The 15,111-nt window shown below is 49.4% G+C and carries 12 protein-coding genes, 1 tRNA gene and 2 pseudogenes; 8 read left to right on the top strand and 7 right to left on the bottom strand.

All coding sequences use genetic code 11. The features are described 5' to 3' along the window. Positions 1–4: 4 nt before the first annotated feature. The 4 genes and pseudogenes from B5F78_RS06650 (at position 5) to B5F78_RS06635 (ending at position 5,224) form a co-directional block, all read left to right on the top strand. The gene (locus B5F78_RS06650; RefSeq protein WP_206421927.1) at positions 5–1,453 is read left to right on the top strand and encodes a RagB/SusD family nutrient uptake outer membrane protein; all 1,449 of its coding nucleotides are present in this window, start codon (positions 5–7) and stop codon (positions 1,451–1,453) included. Positions 1,454–1,558: 105 nt separating this feature from the next. Next, positions 1,559–2,713: a TlpA disulfide reductase family protein gene (locus B5F78_RS06645; RefSeq protein WP_140400068.1), complete on the top strand. Its 1,155-nt coding sequence runs from the start codon at positions 1,559–1,561 to the stop codon at positions 2,711–2,713. 141 nt (positions 2,714–2,854) lie between these two features. Further along, positions 2,855–3,259 (top strand): annotated as a pseudogene (locus tag B5F78_RS06640) (peroxiredoxin family protein); the annotation flags it as partial. 27 nt (positions 3,260–3,286) lie between these two features. Continuing rightward, positions 3,287–5,224 (top strand): protein-disulfide reductase DsbD domain-containing protein, encoded by a 1,938-nt coding sequence (locus B5F78_RS06635; protein ID WP_225226266.1) that lies wholly within the window; start codon positions 3,287–3,289, stop codon positions 5,222–5,224. Positions 5,225–5,306: 82 nt separating this feature from the next. Here the strand turns inward: B5F78_RS06635 and B5F78_RS06630 are convergent, their stop codons facing one another. Continuing rightward, positions 5,307–6,233: a magnesium transporter CorA family protein gene (locus B5F78_RS06630; RefSeq protein ID WP_087406340.1), complete on the bottom strand. Its 927-nt coding sequence runs from the start codon at positions 6,231–6,233 to the stop codon at positions 5,307–5,309. Positions 6,234–6,422: 189 nt separating this feature from the next. Then, positions 6,423–6,496: transfer RNA gene (locus B5F78_RS06625), tRNA-Asn, on the bottom strand. Between the two features lie 247 nt (positions 6,497–6,743). Here B5F78_RS06625 and B5F78_RS06620 point away from each other — a divergent pair. Then, positions 6,744–7,181, top strand: a complete 438-nt coding sequence (locus B5F78_RS06620) for a hypothetical protein (protein WP_140400066.1) — start codon at positions 6,744–6,746, stop codon at positions 7,179–7,181. Positions 7,182–7,321: 140 nt separating this feature from the next. On the opposite strand, the gene B5F78_RS06615 is transcribed toward B5F78_RS06620, so the two are convergent. Next, entirely contained in the window at positions 7,322–8,179 is an 858-nt protein-coding gene (locus tag B5F78_RS06615; RefSeq protein ID WP_087406338.1) for a helix-turn-helix domain-containing protein, read from the bottom strand. A 211-nt stretch (positions 8,180–8,390) separates the two neighbouring features. On the opposite strand from B5F78_RS06615, the gene B5F78_RS06610 reads away from it, so the two are divergent. From B5F78_RS06610 to B5F78_RS06600, 3 genes and pseudogenes are all read left to right on the top strand, one after another. After that, a complete protein-coding gene (locus B5F78_RS06610) occupies positions 8,391–10,025 on the top strand; it encodes an alpha-L-fucosidase (RefSeq protein WP_022040235.1) in 1,635 nt (544 codons plus the stop codon). A gap of 104 nt (positions 10,026–10,129) precedes the next feature. Continuing rightward, a complete protein-coding gene (locus B5F78_RS06605) occupies positions 10,130–10,510 on the top strand; it encodes an L-rhamnose mutarotase (RefSeq protein WP_087406337.1) in 381 nt (126 codons plus the stop codon). A 152-nt stretch (positions 10,511–10,662) separates the two neighbouring features. Continuing rightward, a pseudogene (locus tag B5F78_RS06600) lies at positions 10,663–10,920 on the top strand (TetR/AcrR family transcriptional regulator); the annotation flags it as partial. A 258-nt stretch (positions 10,921–11,178) separates the two neighbouring features. On the opposite strand, the gene B5F78_RS06595 reads toward B5F78_RS06600, so the two are convergent. From B5F78_RS06595 to B5F78_RS17795, 4 genes are all read right to left on the bottom strand, one after another. Beyond that, positions 11,179–11,961 carry a porin family protein gene (locus B5F78_RS06595; RefSeq protein WP_087406336.1) on the bottom strand — a complete coding sequence of 261 codons (783 nt, stop codon included), beginning with the start codon at positions 11,959–11,961 and terminating at the stop codon, positions 11,179–11,181. A gap of 19 nt (positions 11,962–11,980) precedes the next feature. Continuing rightward, complete coding sequence (locus tag B5F78_RS06590; RefSeq protein ID WP_087210754.1) at positions 11,981–13,105, bottom strand: PCMD domain-containing protein; 1,125 nt, start codon at positions 13,103–13,105, stop codon at positions 11,981–11,983. Between the two features lie 161 nt (positions 13,106–13,266). Beyond that, entirely contained in the window at positions 13,267–14,601 is a 1,335-nt protein-coding gene (locus tag B5F78_RS06585) for an NADP-specific glutamate dehydrogenase (protein ID WP_013617649.1), read from the bottom strand. A 152-nt stretch (positions 14,602–14,753) separates the two neighbouring features. Then, on the bottom strand, positions 14,754–14,936 hold the full coding sequence (locus B5F78_RS17795; RefSeq protein ID WP_087250885.1) for a hypothetical protein: 183 nt from the start codon (positions 14,934–14,936) through the stop codon (positions 14,754–14,756). Between the last annotated feature and the right edge of the window lie 175 nt (positions 14,937–15,111).

The following is a 15,111-nucleotide window of genomic DNA, read 5'->3' as shown; positions in this document are numbered from 1 at the left end:
AAAGATGAAAACGAAACACATACTCTATGGCTGCCTGCTGGGAGGGGCGATGCTCGTCAGCTCCTGCTCCGATTTTACCGACGTGCAGCCCAAAGGAAAGAACCTGCTTTCCACTACCACGCAGCTCGAAATGCTGCTCAACCGTCCCTATGAGATGAGTTCGGGCGACGGACCGCAATTCCTGGGCGATGTCATCACGACGTTGAACAACGTCCCGAACCTGCTGAGCCAGCCCACGCCGACGCGCACTTCCATCATCCTCGAGTGGGACGCCTCGCTGCAGGACAGGCTGGCGGAACTGACCGCCAGCGATGATGAATATGACTCGTATTATGGCGTCATCGGCCAGGTGGCGAACCCCATCCTCTCGCACATCGACGCCGCCACGGGCGACCCGGCGGTGAAAAACCAGTTGCGCTGCGAGGCGTTGACCCTGCGTGCCTATTTCCACTACCTCGTGGTGAACAAGTTTGCCAAGGCATACAATCCCGCCACGGCGGCCGAAGACCCGGGCGTGCCCTACGTGCTCGAGACTCAGGACGTGGCGCAGCCCACGGTGAAGATGACCGTGCAGGAGGTGTACGACCACATCCTCGCCGACGTGCAGGAGGCCATCGACCTCGACGGGATGCCCACCGTGGCGGTGAACCGCATGCGCATGAGCAAGCCTTGCGCCTATGCCGTCAAGGCACTGGCGCTGCTGAGCATGCAGCGGTTCGACAAAGCCGAAGAGGCGGCACGCCAGGCTCTTGCCCTCAACGGCGCGGTGGACAACTACTACGAGATGCTGACCACTTCCGCCGACGCGACCGGCAATCCCTACAACGTGTTGCTCCGTCCGCAACTGGAGTGCCAGGAAGACATGTTCTTCACCTATTACATGGAGTACTTCGAAGCCCTGACCCCTGAGTCGATGGAGCGCTTCGAGCCGGGATATGCCACGCTGGAACTGATAGACACCGATAAAAAGATGTATGCCGGCACTATGCCAGGCATGGCGACGACCTCGCTGGGACTGGACGACCGTTACATCATGACCATGGACCTGAGCTCGGGCTGGAACATGGCGGGGCTGAGGACCACGCAGATGTACCTCATCGTGGCCGAGGCGGAAATCCACAAGGGCAACTACGCCGAGGCGATGCATGCCCTCGACGCCATCCGCGTCAACCGCCTCGCGCCGGAGACTTACCAGCCGCTGGAAGGCACGGTGACCACCGAGGCCGACGCCATCCGTCACCTCAAGCAGGTGTCGCACGGCGAGAACATCTATTCGGTCTACAACTTCATCCATCGCAAGCGCTGGAACCAGGTGAGCGGCTGGGAAGAGACCTTCACCAAGACCTTGGCGGGCAACACCTACACGCTGACGCCCGACTCGCCGCTGTGGATATTCCCCTTCGGCCAGAACGTGCTGTCGAACAACCCGAACATCACGCAGAACTATAAGTAACCCCCCGTGCAGGGGTACGGCGACACTCCGGAGGGCTTGGAAACCGTGCCGCAGGGGTACGGCGGCAAAAACAACAGAAAAAACATCAAAAACGACGATTGTGACATGACGACAAAACATTTTTGGGCGGCAGCCCTGGTGGGTTGCACGCTGATGGCGGGTTGCGCTTCGCAGCCCGACAACGAGTTGAGACTGGACGGGACCATCAACGGCCACGAAGGCGAGTGGATTCACCTCGCCTATACCGTGCGCGATACCGTGCAAGTGACCGATAGCACACGCATAGCCAACGGTGCGTTCCGCTTCTCGCGACCGATGGAAGTCCCTGTGGCGCAAGCCACGCTGTACATCGGCAATCCGATGGATTACCGCAATGTGAAATATGCCGGGCTGTTCATTGAGTCGGGCGAACTGACCGTTGCTATCGATACGGCCAATTTCTCGAAGCCGGAAGTAACAGGCTCTGCGGCGCAGGCGGAAAGCGACAGCCTGAATACTGTCCTCGACCCGCTTTACGCCTATGTTCAGGCAATGCGCGATTCGGTTTCAGGAAATGCATCTGCCGAGCGGAAGGCTTATTTCCAGAAACAACAGGAGATGTATGCCGACAGTGCGAAAGGCATTCAGCTGTCTTTTGTCAAGTCTCGTCCGCATTCGTTTGTGGCTCTCAGCTATTTGCCTTTCCTGATGGGAAACATGACGTATGATGAACTGAAGTCGATTTATGACAACATGGCTCCCGAAGTGAAACAATACGGGAATGTCGGGAGTGTCCGTGACGGATTGGCGGCATTGGAACGTGTGCAGCCAGGTAGGCCTGCTCCTCTTTTCCGTGCCGTGACCTGGAAGGGTGATTCCATCGGCATTGCCGACCTCAAGGGTAAATACGTTCTGCTTGACTTTTGGGCGACGTGGTGCGTGCCGTGTCGTAAGAGTTTCCCCCATGTGAAGGAACTCTACAAGAAATATCACGCGAAGGGATTGGAGGTGTTCTGTGTGGCAGACGATGACAGCAAGCCCGACACGTGGAAAGAAGTGATAGAGAAAGACGGCATTCAGGATTTCTATCATGTGTTGCGCGGTTTGAAATGGGACCGCAGCAAAGGCGTGGATGGCATGGATCATACCAACGACATTAGCGACCTCTATGCCATTCATTATTTGCCGACCAAGTACCTGATAGACAAAGATGGCAACATCATCGGCAAGTTCGAAGATGAGGCGTTGGATGCCAAATTGAAGGAAATTTTCGGAAATTAACCAAACAAACTATCAAACACGATGAGAAAAGAATTGTTTTTCGGCTTGATGCTGGTGTGTGCGTGCGCCTTTGCGCGGCCGGCCGGCGACGTTGCCTCCGGGATGGACGTCCGGATGGCACATGGGGCGACGCTCCAGACGGGCGCCGATGCCCCGGACTTCACGTTGAATGACTTGCATGGCAAGTCCTTGGCGCTTTCTTCGCTGCGGGGCAAGTATGTGGTGCTCGACTTCTGGGGCAGCTGGTGCGCGTGGTGCATCAAGGGTTTCCCCGAGATGAAGGAGGCCTACGCCAAGTACAAGGACAAGATGGAGATTGTCGGCATCGCCTGCCGCGACACGGAGAAGCGCTGGAAGGCGGCGGTGGAGAAACACCAGCTGCCGTGGCTCAACGTGCTGAACGAAGGCGACGTGGACGTGAGCGCGCTGTATGCCGTCGAGGGCTATCCGACGAAGGTCGTCATCAGCCCCGAGGGGAAAATCCTGAAGGTGGTGGTAGGCGAGAGCCCCGAGTTTTACACCTATTTGGAGGAATTGTTCAAGTGAGATGAAACGAAAAGACGTAGGATGAATATGAAACGGATTATTTTGTCGGCATTGCTTTGCGTGTTCGCGATGCAATGCGTGCTTGCCCAGGGCAAGCAGCCTGTGAGTGTGTTGTATGTGGGCGGTTCCCCCGAGCTGGATGTTGTCGGCGGCGTGGAAGTGGACAGCGCGACGTTGGCCCGGTCGGCACAAGCCCGCATGGCCTCTTTCGCCAAGTTCCTGAAGTCGCGCTTCCGCAAGGTGAAGGTGATTGACGCCAAGGAGTATCTCCCGTCGATGTCCGATGCATACGATGTGACGGTGTTCGACGGCAGGCCCCGCCCGATTCGTCCCGAAGTGCGCGAGTTTGACGCCCAGGGCAGAATCACCAAGTATGAGCCTGTGGCCTACCTGCCGGACGACTTCGACCGTGCCGCCCTCTGCATCGCCAACGCCAGCGAGGACATCGGGCGCAGCATCGGCACCAAGTGTGACTGGTTCTGCCTCTGCCTGGATGCGGACGCCTTGGGCTGGAAGAAGGACCATCCGATTTTCCAGGGACCTTTCAAGGTGAAGATTCAACCCGAGATGAAGCCCACGCCCCCGATGGCTTTCGAGTATGCCGAGATGGACGGCTACACGTTGCCCGCCGAGACGGAGATGTGGACGGTGCAGACCAAGTCGTACACCACCGACCGCTCCTACCGCATCGGCATGGTGAGCCGTCCCGAAGGTTTCCTCGACTCGCCGGAAGCGGAAGTCATCTCCAGCGGCGCATGTGCCAAGAGCATCGACGCCGTGGCCATCGGCCGTCACGGCAACTTCTTCCATTGGGGATTTTCCGCTTCGCCTGATTACCTGACCGAGGCGGGAAAGGCGGCCTTGGCGAATGCCATCGTCTACATATCGAAGTTCTCCGGCCAGCACATCATCGCCCGCAAGCTGGACGAGACCATCGCCACGCGCAAGTCTGTCGACCGCAGCAAGTTCTCGGCGTCGCGCAAGGCTTGGCAGGAATCCAACGAAGCACACCGGCGGTTCTATCAGTCGGTGGACAGTGTCAAGAAAGTGGCTTTAGCGAAACAGGAACAGGGCCAGGAACTGGATGCCACGGAGAAGATATACTTGTCCATGGACTCCCGGCAACCGAAGGAACCGACGTATGCCGAGTACATGAAGCAGCGTTTCCCTGCCCTTTATCACGTGTTCGGGGACGATGCCACGGAATATCAGCGCTATTTCGACAAGAACCGCGACTGGTTCCATCCCACTGCCGAGGGTTACGACCTGGATATCGATGAAGACGTGCGCACCTTGGGCATTGCCAACAATGACAAGCATCTGTTGGATTCTTGCATCACGATGCTCGAAAAAGGAGTGGAACCCGAACTGGCGACTCGCGTGTTGCACCGCTATACGTTGTGCCGTTTCGCTGCTCCTGCCGAATGGCGTGACTGGTATGACACCTATCGGGACAAACTCTTCTTTACCGAAGCCGGCGGCTGGTTGTGGCTGGTCGACACGCAAGACCGTTCTGTTCCCGGAAACGATTACAGCGTGTTGAAAGCTGCCGGGCAGGACGAAGCGAAGAAACCGGCATTGGCGCAAGATACGGACGAGAAGAATCCTGTGGCTTTGTCGATGGACGTGGAGACCTTGGCAGATGGCAGCCGCGAGCTGGTGGTCCGGATGAAAGTGCATACCGGATATCATACCTATGCACAGGTATCGGAAGAAGACCCGTTCCTTCCGACAGAACTGGAGTTTTCGTTACCCGAAGGCTGTAAGCTGGAAGGCGACTTGATAACGCCTGCCTTTACGCAGCTGGGTGCCACGAAAACAACCATTTATACGGGTGATTGCCTTTTCCGTCAGAAAATAAGCGGTACGGGCAAAGGGGAAGTGAAGTGTACGGTCAGCTATCAATGCTGCGATAATTCAATCTGTTTCCCGCCCGCCAAGAAAACATTGACAGCTCAATTATAAAAAATGAAGAAAACACGGAGGCACGAAGGCAGATTAGCATATTATTCTCCGTGTCTCTGTGCCTCTGTGTTCCATATAAGTCCTAAAACCATTTTATTTTCCGGAATACGATGAATGCCAATGCCGAAAGGATGACAGACAAGCAGACGATGAGGGAGAAGGCATGGGGCATGTGTTCCACGTTGATATCGACGTTCATCCCATAAAAGCTGGCTATCAGCGTAGGCACCATTAATACGATGGATAAGGTGGTCATGCGCCGCATGATGGTATTTACATTGTTCGAGATGATTGATGCAAACGCATCCATTGTTCCCGTCAGGATGTCGCTATAGATGTTCACCATGTTGCGTGCCTGTTTTAATTCAATCAGTACGTCTTCGGTCAATTCTTTGTTTTCCCTGTCTTTTGTCCCGAAAATATTCTGGAATTTGCTTATCATTACTTCATTCCCACGGATGGAGGTGTTGAAATACACCAGGCTTTTCTGTAAGTTCATCAGGCGCAGCAAGTCTTCGTTTCGGATGCTTCGTTCCAGTTCTTTTTCTGCACTCGACACCTCATTATTGATTTGTTTCAGATATTTCAGAAACCATACGGCCGACGAATAGATGATGCGCAGGATTAGTTCGTACTTGTTGGGAACCTGGATTTGTTTGCGTTGGGTATGCTGGATAAAGTCCGGAATCAATTCGCTGGAATGATAACATACGGACACGGTTATCTCATCGTTGGTAATGATGCCGATGGGGATGGTGCTGTAGGGCACTTTGCTGCTTTGTGTCTGTATCGGAATACGTACGATAATGAGCTGCCAGTTGCCTTCTGTATCTGTACGTGGCCGTTCGTCAGTGTCGGCGATATCATGTAGGAAGGCAGTTGGAACTTTCAGAGTTTCTGTCAGGAATTTGAAATCATCATCGGTAGGGCATTCTACGTTTACCCAGCATCCGGGAAGCCAGTTTTTCTTTTCTACAAATCCAGCTTCGCAGTAAAGGTATTTTCTCATGTGCTTTACTCCTTTCTTGTTTGGCTTTCATACAGGAGCAAGCATGAATCATCAGAGCGTTCATTCTCCGCTTGCTTCTGCAAAGAAGCGGTTAATAATTTCGGTATACGTTCGCGAGTTTGAATCGTCCATAATGATTTGTTTGTTAATGGTTATAAAAAAAGTTCGTCTTTCGAACGAACTTTTTTGCTCTTCAGGTTGGACTTGAACCAACGACCCTCTGATTAACAGTCAGATGCTCTAACCGACTGAGCTACTGAAGAGTGTTTTCCTTAATTGCGTGGCAAAGGTACAAGGTTATTTTGAATTATGCAACAACTTGGCCGAAAAAATATTATAAAGGAGGGCTTTTTTTGCATTTTAGGGAATTGATGGTATATAATTGTGCTAGCAACACGGTTAAATTGTGTCCAGTTGTATATGTTTATCGGGATGATGTGTTAGCTTTTCATTTCATCATTCTAAAGCATGTCGGGCTGTCTGTATGAGGTTGCGTTTGTAAGCTGTTGAGTGGGATATTCATTATATATGTGTACTGACGGAAAGTTTATTGTGGACAATTGTGAAGTCGACGTGTTGCGCGTCAGCTATGTAGGTTATGCCATTCAAGAAATTCCGGTTGCTTTGGGAAAGCAGATGCGGATCATTCTGGAAGAAGATACAGAAGTGTTGGATGAAGTGGTGGTAGGCTACGGTATGCTGAAAAGAGTGAATTTGACTGGTGCCGTGTCGTCTGTTACTGCCGATGAGCTTGCCGGCAAGCCGGTCATGAGTACGGTGCAAGCGATTGCCGGATTGGCATCGGTGTACTATCAGTTTGAAACACGTACTTGGTCTCCTCATAACCGCTATTTCCTGATTCCGCAAAACGACATTAATGTCAATAAGAACTTGAAGCATATAGCTGCATCGGTTGTAAGATTAATAATCTTACAGCGTGAAGATTAATAATCTTTCGGTATGAAGATTAATAATCTTACAGGCAAGGCAGCCATGCGAATGGGATTGTCGGACTAAGCAAATGTTCTGGCTTGGCTTGGAAAAGCAACTGATGGACATATGAAGTGGAAGCTCCTTGGCACCGATTATTATCGGTAAGTATGTCTGTACTCTTGTGGTGTCATGCCGGTCAGTTTTTTAAACAAGCGATTGAAGTAGGAATAATCATCAAAAGCCAGTCGGAAAGAAATTTCTTTTACAGATAATGCTTCCGTAATCAGGAGCAGTTGTGCCTTTTCTATTTTTTTCTGGTTGATGTACTGGAGCGGGGTCATGTTCATTTCACTTTTGAAAAGACGGATGAAATGGTCTTTCGACAGGCAGGCGTTTTCCACCAGTGTGTTCAGGCTGATTGTTTCACCGATGTGCCTGTGTATGTATAAGACGGATTTTACGATGCGGTTGTCTTTGGTCTCTATTTTCGATTTCGCTTGTTTAAACAGGCGGGCGAGCAGCTGGAGCACAATGCCTCTCGATTCCACTTTGTCGCAAAAAGCGCGTTGCCTGTTTTTCATCAGGCTTTTCATCAGGGTAGGATTGTTGTCGTAGGTGGATGGATCGGACTTCTGCAAGCTCATGTGCGGGTTTATTTCGCATAAGCGTTCAAATAACTGCAATTCCCATTTCCCTGTTGGTATCTCGAACGGAAAGTCCCATAATTCCAGCCAGTCCTCATCTGATTTATGGTCGTCGTAAATATGCAAGTAGTAATGCACGAAACGCGAATTGCAGATATAGGTATGTCGTGTAAAAGCAGGGATGAAGTATAAATGGTTGGGGTGTAATGTATATATACCGTCTGCAAATTGTATTTTAGCCTCACCTTCAGTAACATAATATAAACGGCTGAAAGGGCTGCTCACGTTCTTCCAGTTCCAGTCAGCATCTTGTATGGCTAAGCCCACATTCAATACTAAGGGATGCAATTGGTCTACTTGTAAACTCATATATTAATAGGTGTTTTTATATGGCTTTTTAAAGTTAACTTTTTTCTTTTTTTGGGTGCAAATTTATGAAATATAAATCGTTTTTGTTTTCGTTTGAAGATATAAAAATAACGGTTTGTCGATTTTATCCATAAACTTCCTGCTTTGTCCTATTGTGGTTTGCCGTATGTTCGTATCTTTGTTATCAGAAAAACACTAAACACTTATACGTATGAAAACAAAACTCTTGATTGCATCTTTATTTTTATCTGCAGGGCTGTATGCCCAGACTTATCAGGTGCCTGTATCGGAAAGAGATGAACCGATGATGAAAGGAAAGTTCGAGCCTACGTGGGAGTCGTTGAAACAATACCAGGTGCCGGAGTGGTTCCGCAATGCCAAGTTCGGCATCTGGGCACACTGGGGACCGCAGTGTGTAGAAGGATCGGGCGACTGGATGGCACGTTCAATGTATATAGAGGGCTCTCCTGAATATGAATATCATGTAAAGCATTACGGGCATCCCTCGGAGTTTGGTTTCAAGGATGTTATTCCTCTCTTTAAGGCAGAACGCTGGGATCCGGACAAACTGGTGGCGTTTTATAAGAAGATAGGGGCGCAGTATTTCTTTGTGTTGGGAAATCATCATGATAATTTTGATTTATGGGATAGCAAATACCAGCCTTGGAACTCCATCAATATGGGACCGAAGAAGAATATCCTTGCCGGTTGGGAGAAGGCAGCCCGCAAATACGGATTGTATTTCGGAGTCAGTTTGCATGCCGACCATGCGTGGACGTGGTACGAAGTAGCCCAGCGGCATGACACCATCGGTCCCATGAAAGGCATCCCTTATGACGGGAAGCTGACCAAGGCGGACGGGAAAGGCAAGTGGTGGGAAGGCTATGACCCGCAAGATCTCTATGCACAGAACCATCCGCTGAGCGAGAACAGCTGGGATAATGGCATGATTCATCGCCAGTGGGGATGGGAGAACGGTGCATGTCCTCCTTCGCAAGAATTTGCAACCAATTTCTATAACCGCACGCTGGATGTCATCAACCGTTACAACCCCGATTTGTTGTATTTCGATGTGACGGTATTGCCTTTTTATCCGGTAAGCGATGCGGGATTGAAGATTGCCGCACATTTTTATAACCATAGCATGGCTACGCACAATGGCAAATTGGAAGCCGTAATGTTTGGTAAGATTCTGAACGAAGACCAGCGTAAGGCATTGGTTTGGGATGTGGAACGCGGAGCTCCCAACAAGGCGATTCCGGAGCCGTGGCAATCCTGTTCGTGTATCGGAGGCTGGCACTACAATACCTCCATTTATGAGAACAATGGCTACAAGTCGGCTTCGTATGTCGTAAAGCTTTTGATGGACATCGTGAGCAAGAACGGAAACCTGTTGCTGAGCGTGCCGCTCCGTGCCGACGGGACGTTTGACGAGAAGGAAGAAAAAATCCTGAACGAGTTCGGTGCCTGGATGGACATCAACAAGGAAGCCGTTTATGATACCCGTCCGTGGAAAGTGTTTGGCGAAGGACCGATAGCTGAAGAGGATATTCCGCTCAACGCGCAGGGTTTCAACGAAGGTTCGTATAACAAGGCAGACTCGAAAGAAATCCGTTTCACGCAAAAAGGTGATGTATTATATGCTACTGCACTTGGATGGCCCGAAAGCCATACCGTAATCATCAAGTCACTGGCGGCAGGTTCGGAATTGTATCCCGAAGAGATACACGAAGTGACTTTGCTAGGATATGGAAAGGTGCAGGCGGAACGTACCGCCGGGGGGCTTGCCATCACCTTGCCTGCTGAACCGCTCAACCAAATAGCTCCGGTTTTCCGCATCAGATAAAGACGGGTTGGGAGTCCACATAGATACGGCTTTTCATGAAAGTATATGCAGTCGCCGGTAAAGATACGTTCACTGGCAGGTTTAACTAAAATGTACAGAAGACAATGGATTACGAAGGATATCAAACAAAGACATACGATATTCCGGTCAAACGTTATTGCCAGACGCTTGACTTGAAGGACAATCGCGCGCTTATTGCCGAATACCGCAAGTTGCACAGCCGTGAATATGCATGGCCTGAGGTACAGAGGGGAATCCGTGAGGTGGGTATCTTGGAGATGGAAATCTACATTTATGGCAATAAGTTGTTCATGATAGTAGAAACTCCGCTTGACTTTGATTGGAATGTAGCTATGAAACGGCTCGCTTCTTTGCCACGGCAGGCGGAGTGGGAAGAATGTGTGACACGTTTTCAAGAGTGTCTTCCCGGAAGCACATCGGCAGAGAAATGGCATCTGATGGACCGGATGTTTTTACTTGTATGACTGAGCCGGATGGCTTGGAATAAAGATATAAAATCCCTAAAAATAGGTATTGTCAGATAAACACCGACCCAGTACCTTTGCAAAATGAAAACATTGTTTTATCATACATGCAAGTGCTGAAAGAAGACATACGCGACCGTATATTGGCTATTTCATTGGAACATTTCCGCGAGAACTACACCGACCGTTCTATGGAAGTGGTCAAGGCATGGTTCGCGTCCATGCAGCAGGAGCATCCCGAAATCAATACGGCGGTGTCCGATTTTATCATCCACCTGCATACGGTATGGATGTTCACCCTGTTCGAAGAACTGCTGATGCATTCGGTCTCCCAACAGGAAATGGAAACCATCTTGCACGACTATATTCTTTTTGAAATTCAAGGCTGGAGGGCAATCATCCAAATATGAGATACAGACAACGTACATACGAACATTCAACCGCATCAGGACGGTTGGCAGGGAGGAAATCTTCACGGAGGTTTCCTTCTTTTTTATTTATCGTGCGATGATTTGGGATGAGTTTTTGTAGAGACGCAAAATCTTGCGTCTTTACTATGAGGAAGATAGCCCGCTATCTTTCCTCATCACAGAAGCGAAAATGCCTCAAAAACTCATCCCAAAATCATCGCACGATAAATTCAAAACTGCTTCTTATTGGGCGGATTTTCAGAATACATATCCGAACCCGAGGTTCAGGTAGATGGGGTACATGGCGAATGTAATGGTTTCGAAATCTTTCTGAAAGATGTCATTCAGTCCCCATGTCAGGTCGGCATGTACGGTAAGGTGTTTATAGGCACGCCATGATCCTCCTAATTGTAATCCCCATTGGAAACGGCGGAGGTCTTCGGAAAAGTCATAGGTAGCGACGTTGTCACCTGTAAAGTTGACACGGCTTCCTGTAGCATCGGGAGTGCGCAGATGGCCTTCGTAGACGTTCCCGTCGAAGTCCCCGCTCATCATATATGACAGGTAGGGGCCGAATACCAGTTTCCAGCGTTCACCTATCTTATAGTTGGCAAGGATGGGGATGGTGAGGAGCGACATCCTTACTTTTGTTTCTACGCCACCTGTCCAAAGTCCTTGTATTTTTCCACCTGTCTCACTGAAGATTTCCATGCCATAGTTTTTCACCGTGGCTTGGGTGGTCATGCTCTTGCTGTCGAGGCGTAACCCTACGCTTACGCCCCATTTCTTGGCTTCGTCTATCCATTTGGTAGCGTTTCCTTCGATAGTGATGGCAAGCCCGGGGCGATAACTGTCGATGCTTCTGATTTCGTGTGGAAGTGGGAGTGGGGAAGTGCCTCCGAAGTTTACACCTGCCTTGAATTCGTATTCCAATCCGTGCAGGGATGACCAAAGCAAGCCTTTGTGTTCCGACCATTGTGCCTGTGCGATGCCTGTGCCGAATGCCAGGGCTACTGCTAAAGTTAATATGTATTTTTTCATGTTGTTTACGTGTTAAGGGTTATTCGCAGATTATTTCCACTTCGTCTATGTACAGTTCGCTTCCTACCGCTCCTCGGAAATAACCTCCTCCTCTGCTGGAGGCGAAAGCGATTGCAAGTTTGTATTTGCCGTTTGCCAGTCCTTCAGGGTCGACGGTCTTGCCGTTTTGTGCCTCGAATGATAAGTCGAAGTAAGTCCATTCATCGGTTTCTTTCATTTCTTGTTGGCCTTGTTCACCAATACGTGCCATCAGTACAATATTCGGGTTGATGCCTCCGGTCAGTGGGAAGAGGTCGCCATCCAGTGTATAGTCGCTGGTCTCAGCTTCGTAAAGCACTGCATAGATGTCGCCTATATCGGTTTGTCCGCTTAGTACTTCATTGTTTTCATCGGTGAATGTCTCACCTTTTTGGTATTTATACCATCCGGTTATGCGTTGGGGTATTTTGGTAAATGGGAAACCGAAGTGGGTAGCCTGTCGTGGAGCTGTGACGGCATTTTGTACGTCGAACGAGCCAACAAACAAGTTTCCGCAAGCTATGGGCATTCCTAACGGGAGTCCGAAAGAGCCGGTGCTACGTGTAGTAAGACGTACGCATTTGCCGCTGTGGCCTATTGGATCCTGTACGGTAGGGTATTGCGTCTCGTCGAGTGCCATGCCGCTCAGTTCGTAGCCTGGGTTTCCGCTTGCCCACTGCATGATGCCCGACTCATTGGTGAGATAGAAAATATGATAGGGCGTAGTGGCGCGCAGGTTTTCGAACGAATAATGAGTGGGAAGTTCCATTTTGTTGATGCGGACTACATACGTGGCGGTTGTGTTTCCGTCTTCCGATGTCACGGTGAACCGGCGCAATGTGCGTTGGCTGAAATCGTAATACGGAGGCTGGTCGCCTGCTTCTGTTTCGTCGGCTTGAATGGTTGCGCCGTCGGCAAGCGTAAAGTTCAGTTCCTGCTGTGATACATCTGTACCGTCGAGCACATAAATTTCTATTTCTTTGTGGGTGGCATCTATGCTTGCCAGTTGGATGTTTTCGCCTGTGCAGTCATCGATGGCTGCTTCCACGTTCAGGGCTTCGTCTTGAATGCACGAAGACACCGCCAGGGTAAGAAGTAACCCTGCAAAGATTTTTCGGATATTCATAACATTATCGGCTTTAGCGTAATAACTCGGCAAAGATAATGAAATAAGTGTAACTATTGATAAAGTGAGTGTTAAAATAGGAATGGCGGGGAAGGGTAAGCGTAAAAAAATCCGGCTTCCTGTGACGGAAGCCGGATTGAAATTTGTCGCACCTGTATAAATTATACGATGCCTTGAGCCATCATGGCATTTGCCACTTTCATGAATCCGGCTACGTTGGCACCTTTTACGTAGTTGATGTAACCGTCGGGTTCTGTTCCGTATTTTACGCAAGCTTCGTGGATGTTCTTCATGATGCTCTTCAGTTTTTCGTCCACTTCTTCCTGGCTCCAGCTCAGCTTGATGGAGTTCTGAGTCATTTCCAGACCTGATACAGATACACCGCCGGCGTTAGCTGCCTTACCTGGTGCATAGAGAATCTTCGCTTCCTGGAATACACGGATTGCTTCGGGGGTAGAAGGCATGTTGGCACCTTCGGATACAGCGAATACACCGTTGGCAACCAAAGCTTTGGCATCATCGCCGTTGATTTCATTCTGTGTGGCAGAAGGAAGGGCAATGTCGCCTTTTTCGTTCCAAGGACGTGCTCCGGCTACGTATTTGCAGCCGTATTTCTCTGCATATTCGCGGATACGTCCACGATACAGGTTCTTCAGTTCCATGATGTAATCCAGTTTTTCGCGGTCGATTCCGTCCGGATCGTAGATATAACCGTCTGAGTCGGACATTGTAACTACTTTCGCACCCAACTGAATCAGTTTTTCTACTGTATATTGTGCTACGTTTCCTGCACCTGATACCAGACAGGTCTTGCCTTTGATATCAATGTTGCGGGTCTTCAGCATTTCGAGCAGGAAGTAGATATTTCCGTAACCTGTTGCTTCGGGGCGAATCAATGAACCGCCGAATTCGCGTCCTTTACCGGTGAGCACACCGCTGAATTCACGGGTCAGTTTCTTGTACATGCCGAACATGTAGCCTACTTCACGTCCGCCTACACCGATGTCACCGGCAGGTACATCGGTTTCAGGGCCAATGTGACGCCACAATTCCAGCATGAAAGCCTGGCAGAAACGCATTACCTCAGCGTTTGATTTGCCACGTGGAGAGAAGTCTGAACCACCTTTGCCTCCACCCATCGGAAGCGTAGTCAATGAGTTCTTGAATGTTTGTTCGAAAGCCAGGAACTTCAGGATACCGAGGTTTACAGAACTGTGGAAACGGATACCGCCTTTATACGGGCCAATGGCGTTGTTATGCTGTACACGGTATCCCATGTTGGTCTGGATGTTGCCTTTATCGTCCATCCACGTTACGCGGAACTGGTAAACACGGTCTGGAATACACAAGCGTTCAATCAGATTCACTTTGTCGAATTCAGGATGCTTGTTGTATTCTTCTTCGATTGTACCTAATACTTCTTCTACTGCCTGATGGTACTCAGGTTCATTGGGAAATCTTCTTTTCAGATCTTCCAGGACTTTTGCTGCATTCATTCTTCTAATCTTGTTATTGGTTATTAAATATTCTTCTCATTGTTTGATGTGGTAAAAGTATAGATTATTTTTTATTTATGCAACAATTTAGTAAGAAAATCAGAGTAAAAACATCAAAAAGTTGTTTTTGTTTCGTTTTTGTGTGGAAATGACTACTTCTGCTGTTTCTTTTTTAACGCTTTGACAATCGGAATGAACACCAGGGCACCTGAAATGAGTATTGTCAGGATAAGTATGCCGTCAATTTGTGGGCTGGAAGTAAGAACAATGAAACAAAGTGCTGCCCAAGCCAAGGCTAACACGACACATTGTGAAGAGGTGAGTGGTTTTCGCATAAGGTCAGGGTATGAAAAGGTGTATGGTGACAGAAGAAACGCAGATTCACGAAGATTCTCGCAGTTTCTTAGAAGCTGTTTTGAATTTCTCCAAAAAGTTTTTCTTGGCTTGATGTATCCGTTTTCGTGTGTGCTTTGGGCGATTTTTTGGTCTTTTTCGCTCCTGTTCTTCGTC

The organism is Bacteroides sp. An279 (assembly GCF_002159615.1).
Classification (GTDB): Bacteria; Bacteroidota; Bacteroidia; order Bacteroidales; family Bacteroidaceae; genus Phocaeicola; species Phocaeicola intestinalis.
This window is presented reverse-complemented; position numbering and strand designations above follow the sequence as displayed.

What these genes read in the sequence shown, in the direction of transcription:
- B5F78_RS06650 (WP_206421927.1), top strand. Translation starts at nt 5, where the DNA reads ATGAAAACGAAACACATACTCTATGGCTGCCTGCTGGGAGGGGCGATG.
- B5F78_RS06645 (WP_140400068.1), top strand. Translation starts at nt 1,559, where the DNA reads ATGACGACAAAACATTTTTGGGCGGCAGCCCTGGTGGGTTGCACGCTG.
- B5F78_RS06635 (WP_225226266.1), top strand. Translation starts at nt 3,287, where the DNA reads ATGAAACGGATTATTTTGTCGGCATTGCTTTGCGTGTTCGCGATGCAA.
- B5F78_RS06630 (WP_087406340.1), bottom strand. Translation starts at nt 6,233, where the DNA reads ATGAGAAAATACCTTTACTGCGAAGCTGGATTTGTAGAAAAGAAAAAC.
- B5F78_RS06615 (WP_087406338.1), bottom strand. Translation starts at nt 8,179, where the DNA reads ATGAGTTTACAAGTAGACCAATTGCATCCCTTAGTATTGAATGTGGGC.
- B5F78_RS06610 (WP_022040235.1), top strand. Translation starts at nt 8,391, where the DNA reads ATGAAAACAAAACTCTTGATTGCATCTTTATTTTTATCTGCAGGGCTG.
- B5F78_RS06605 (WP_087406337.1), top strand. Translation starts at nt 10,130, where the DNA reads ATGGATTACGAAGGATATCAAACAAAGACATACGATATTCCGGTCAAA.
- B5F78_RS06595 (WP_087406336.1), bottom strand. Translation starts at nt 11,961, where the DNA reads ATGAAAAAATACATATTAACTTTAGCAGTAGCCCTGGCATTCGGCACA.
- B5F78_RS06590 (WP_087210754.1), bottom strand. Translation starts at nt 13,105, where the DNA reads ATGAATATCCGAAAAATCTTTGCAGGGTTACTTCTTACCCTGGCGGTG.
- B5F78_RS06585 (WP_013617649.1), bottom strand. Translation starts at nt 14,601, where the DNA reads ATGAATGCAGCAAAAGTCCTGGAAGATCTGAAAAGAAGATTTCCCAAT.
- B5F78_RS17795 (WP_087250885.1), bottom strand. Translation starts at nt 14,936, where the DNA reads ATGCGAAAACCACTCACCTCTTCACAATGTGTCGTGTTAGCCTTGGCT.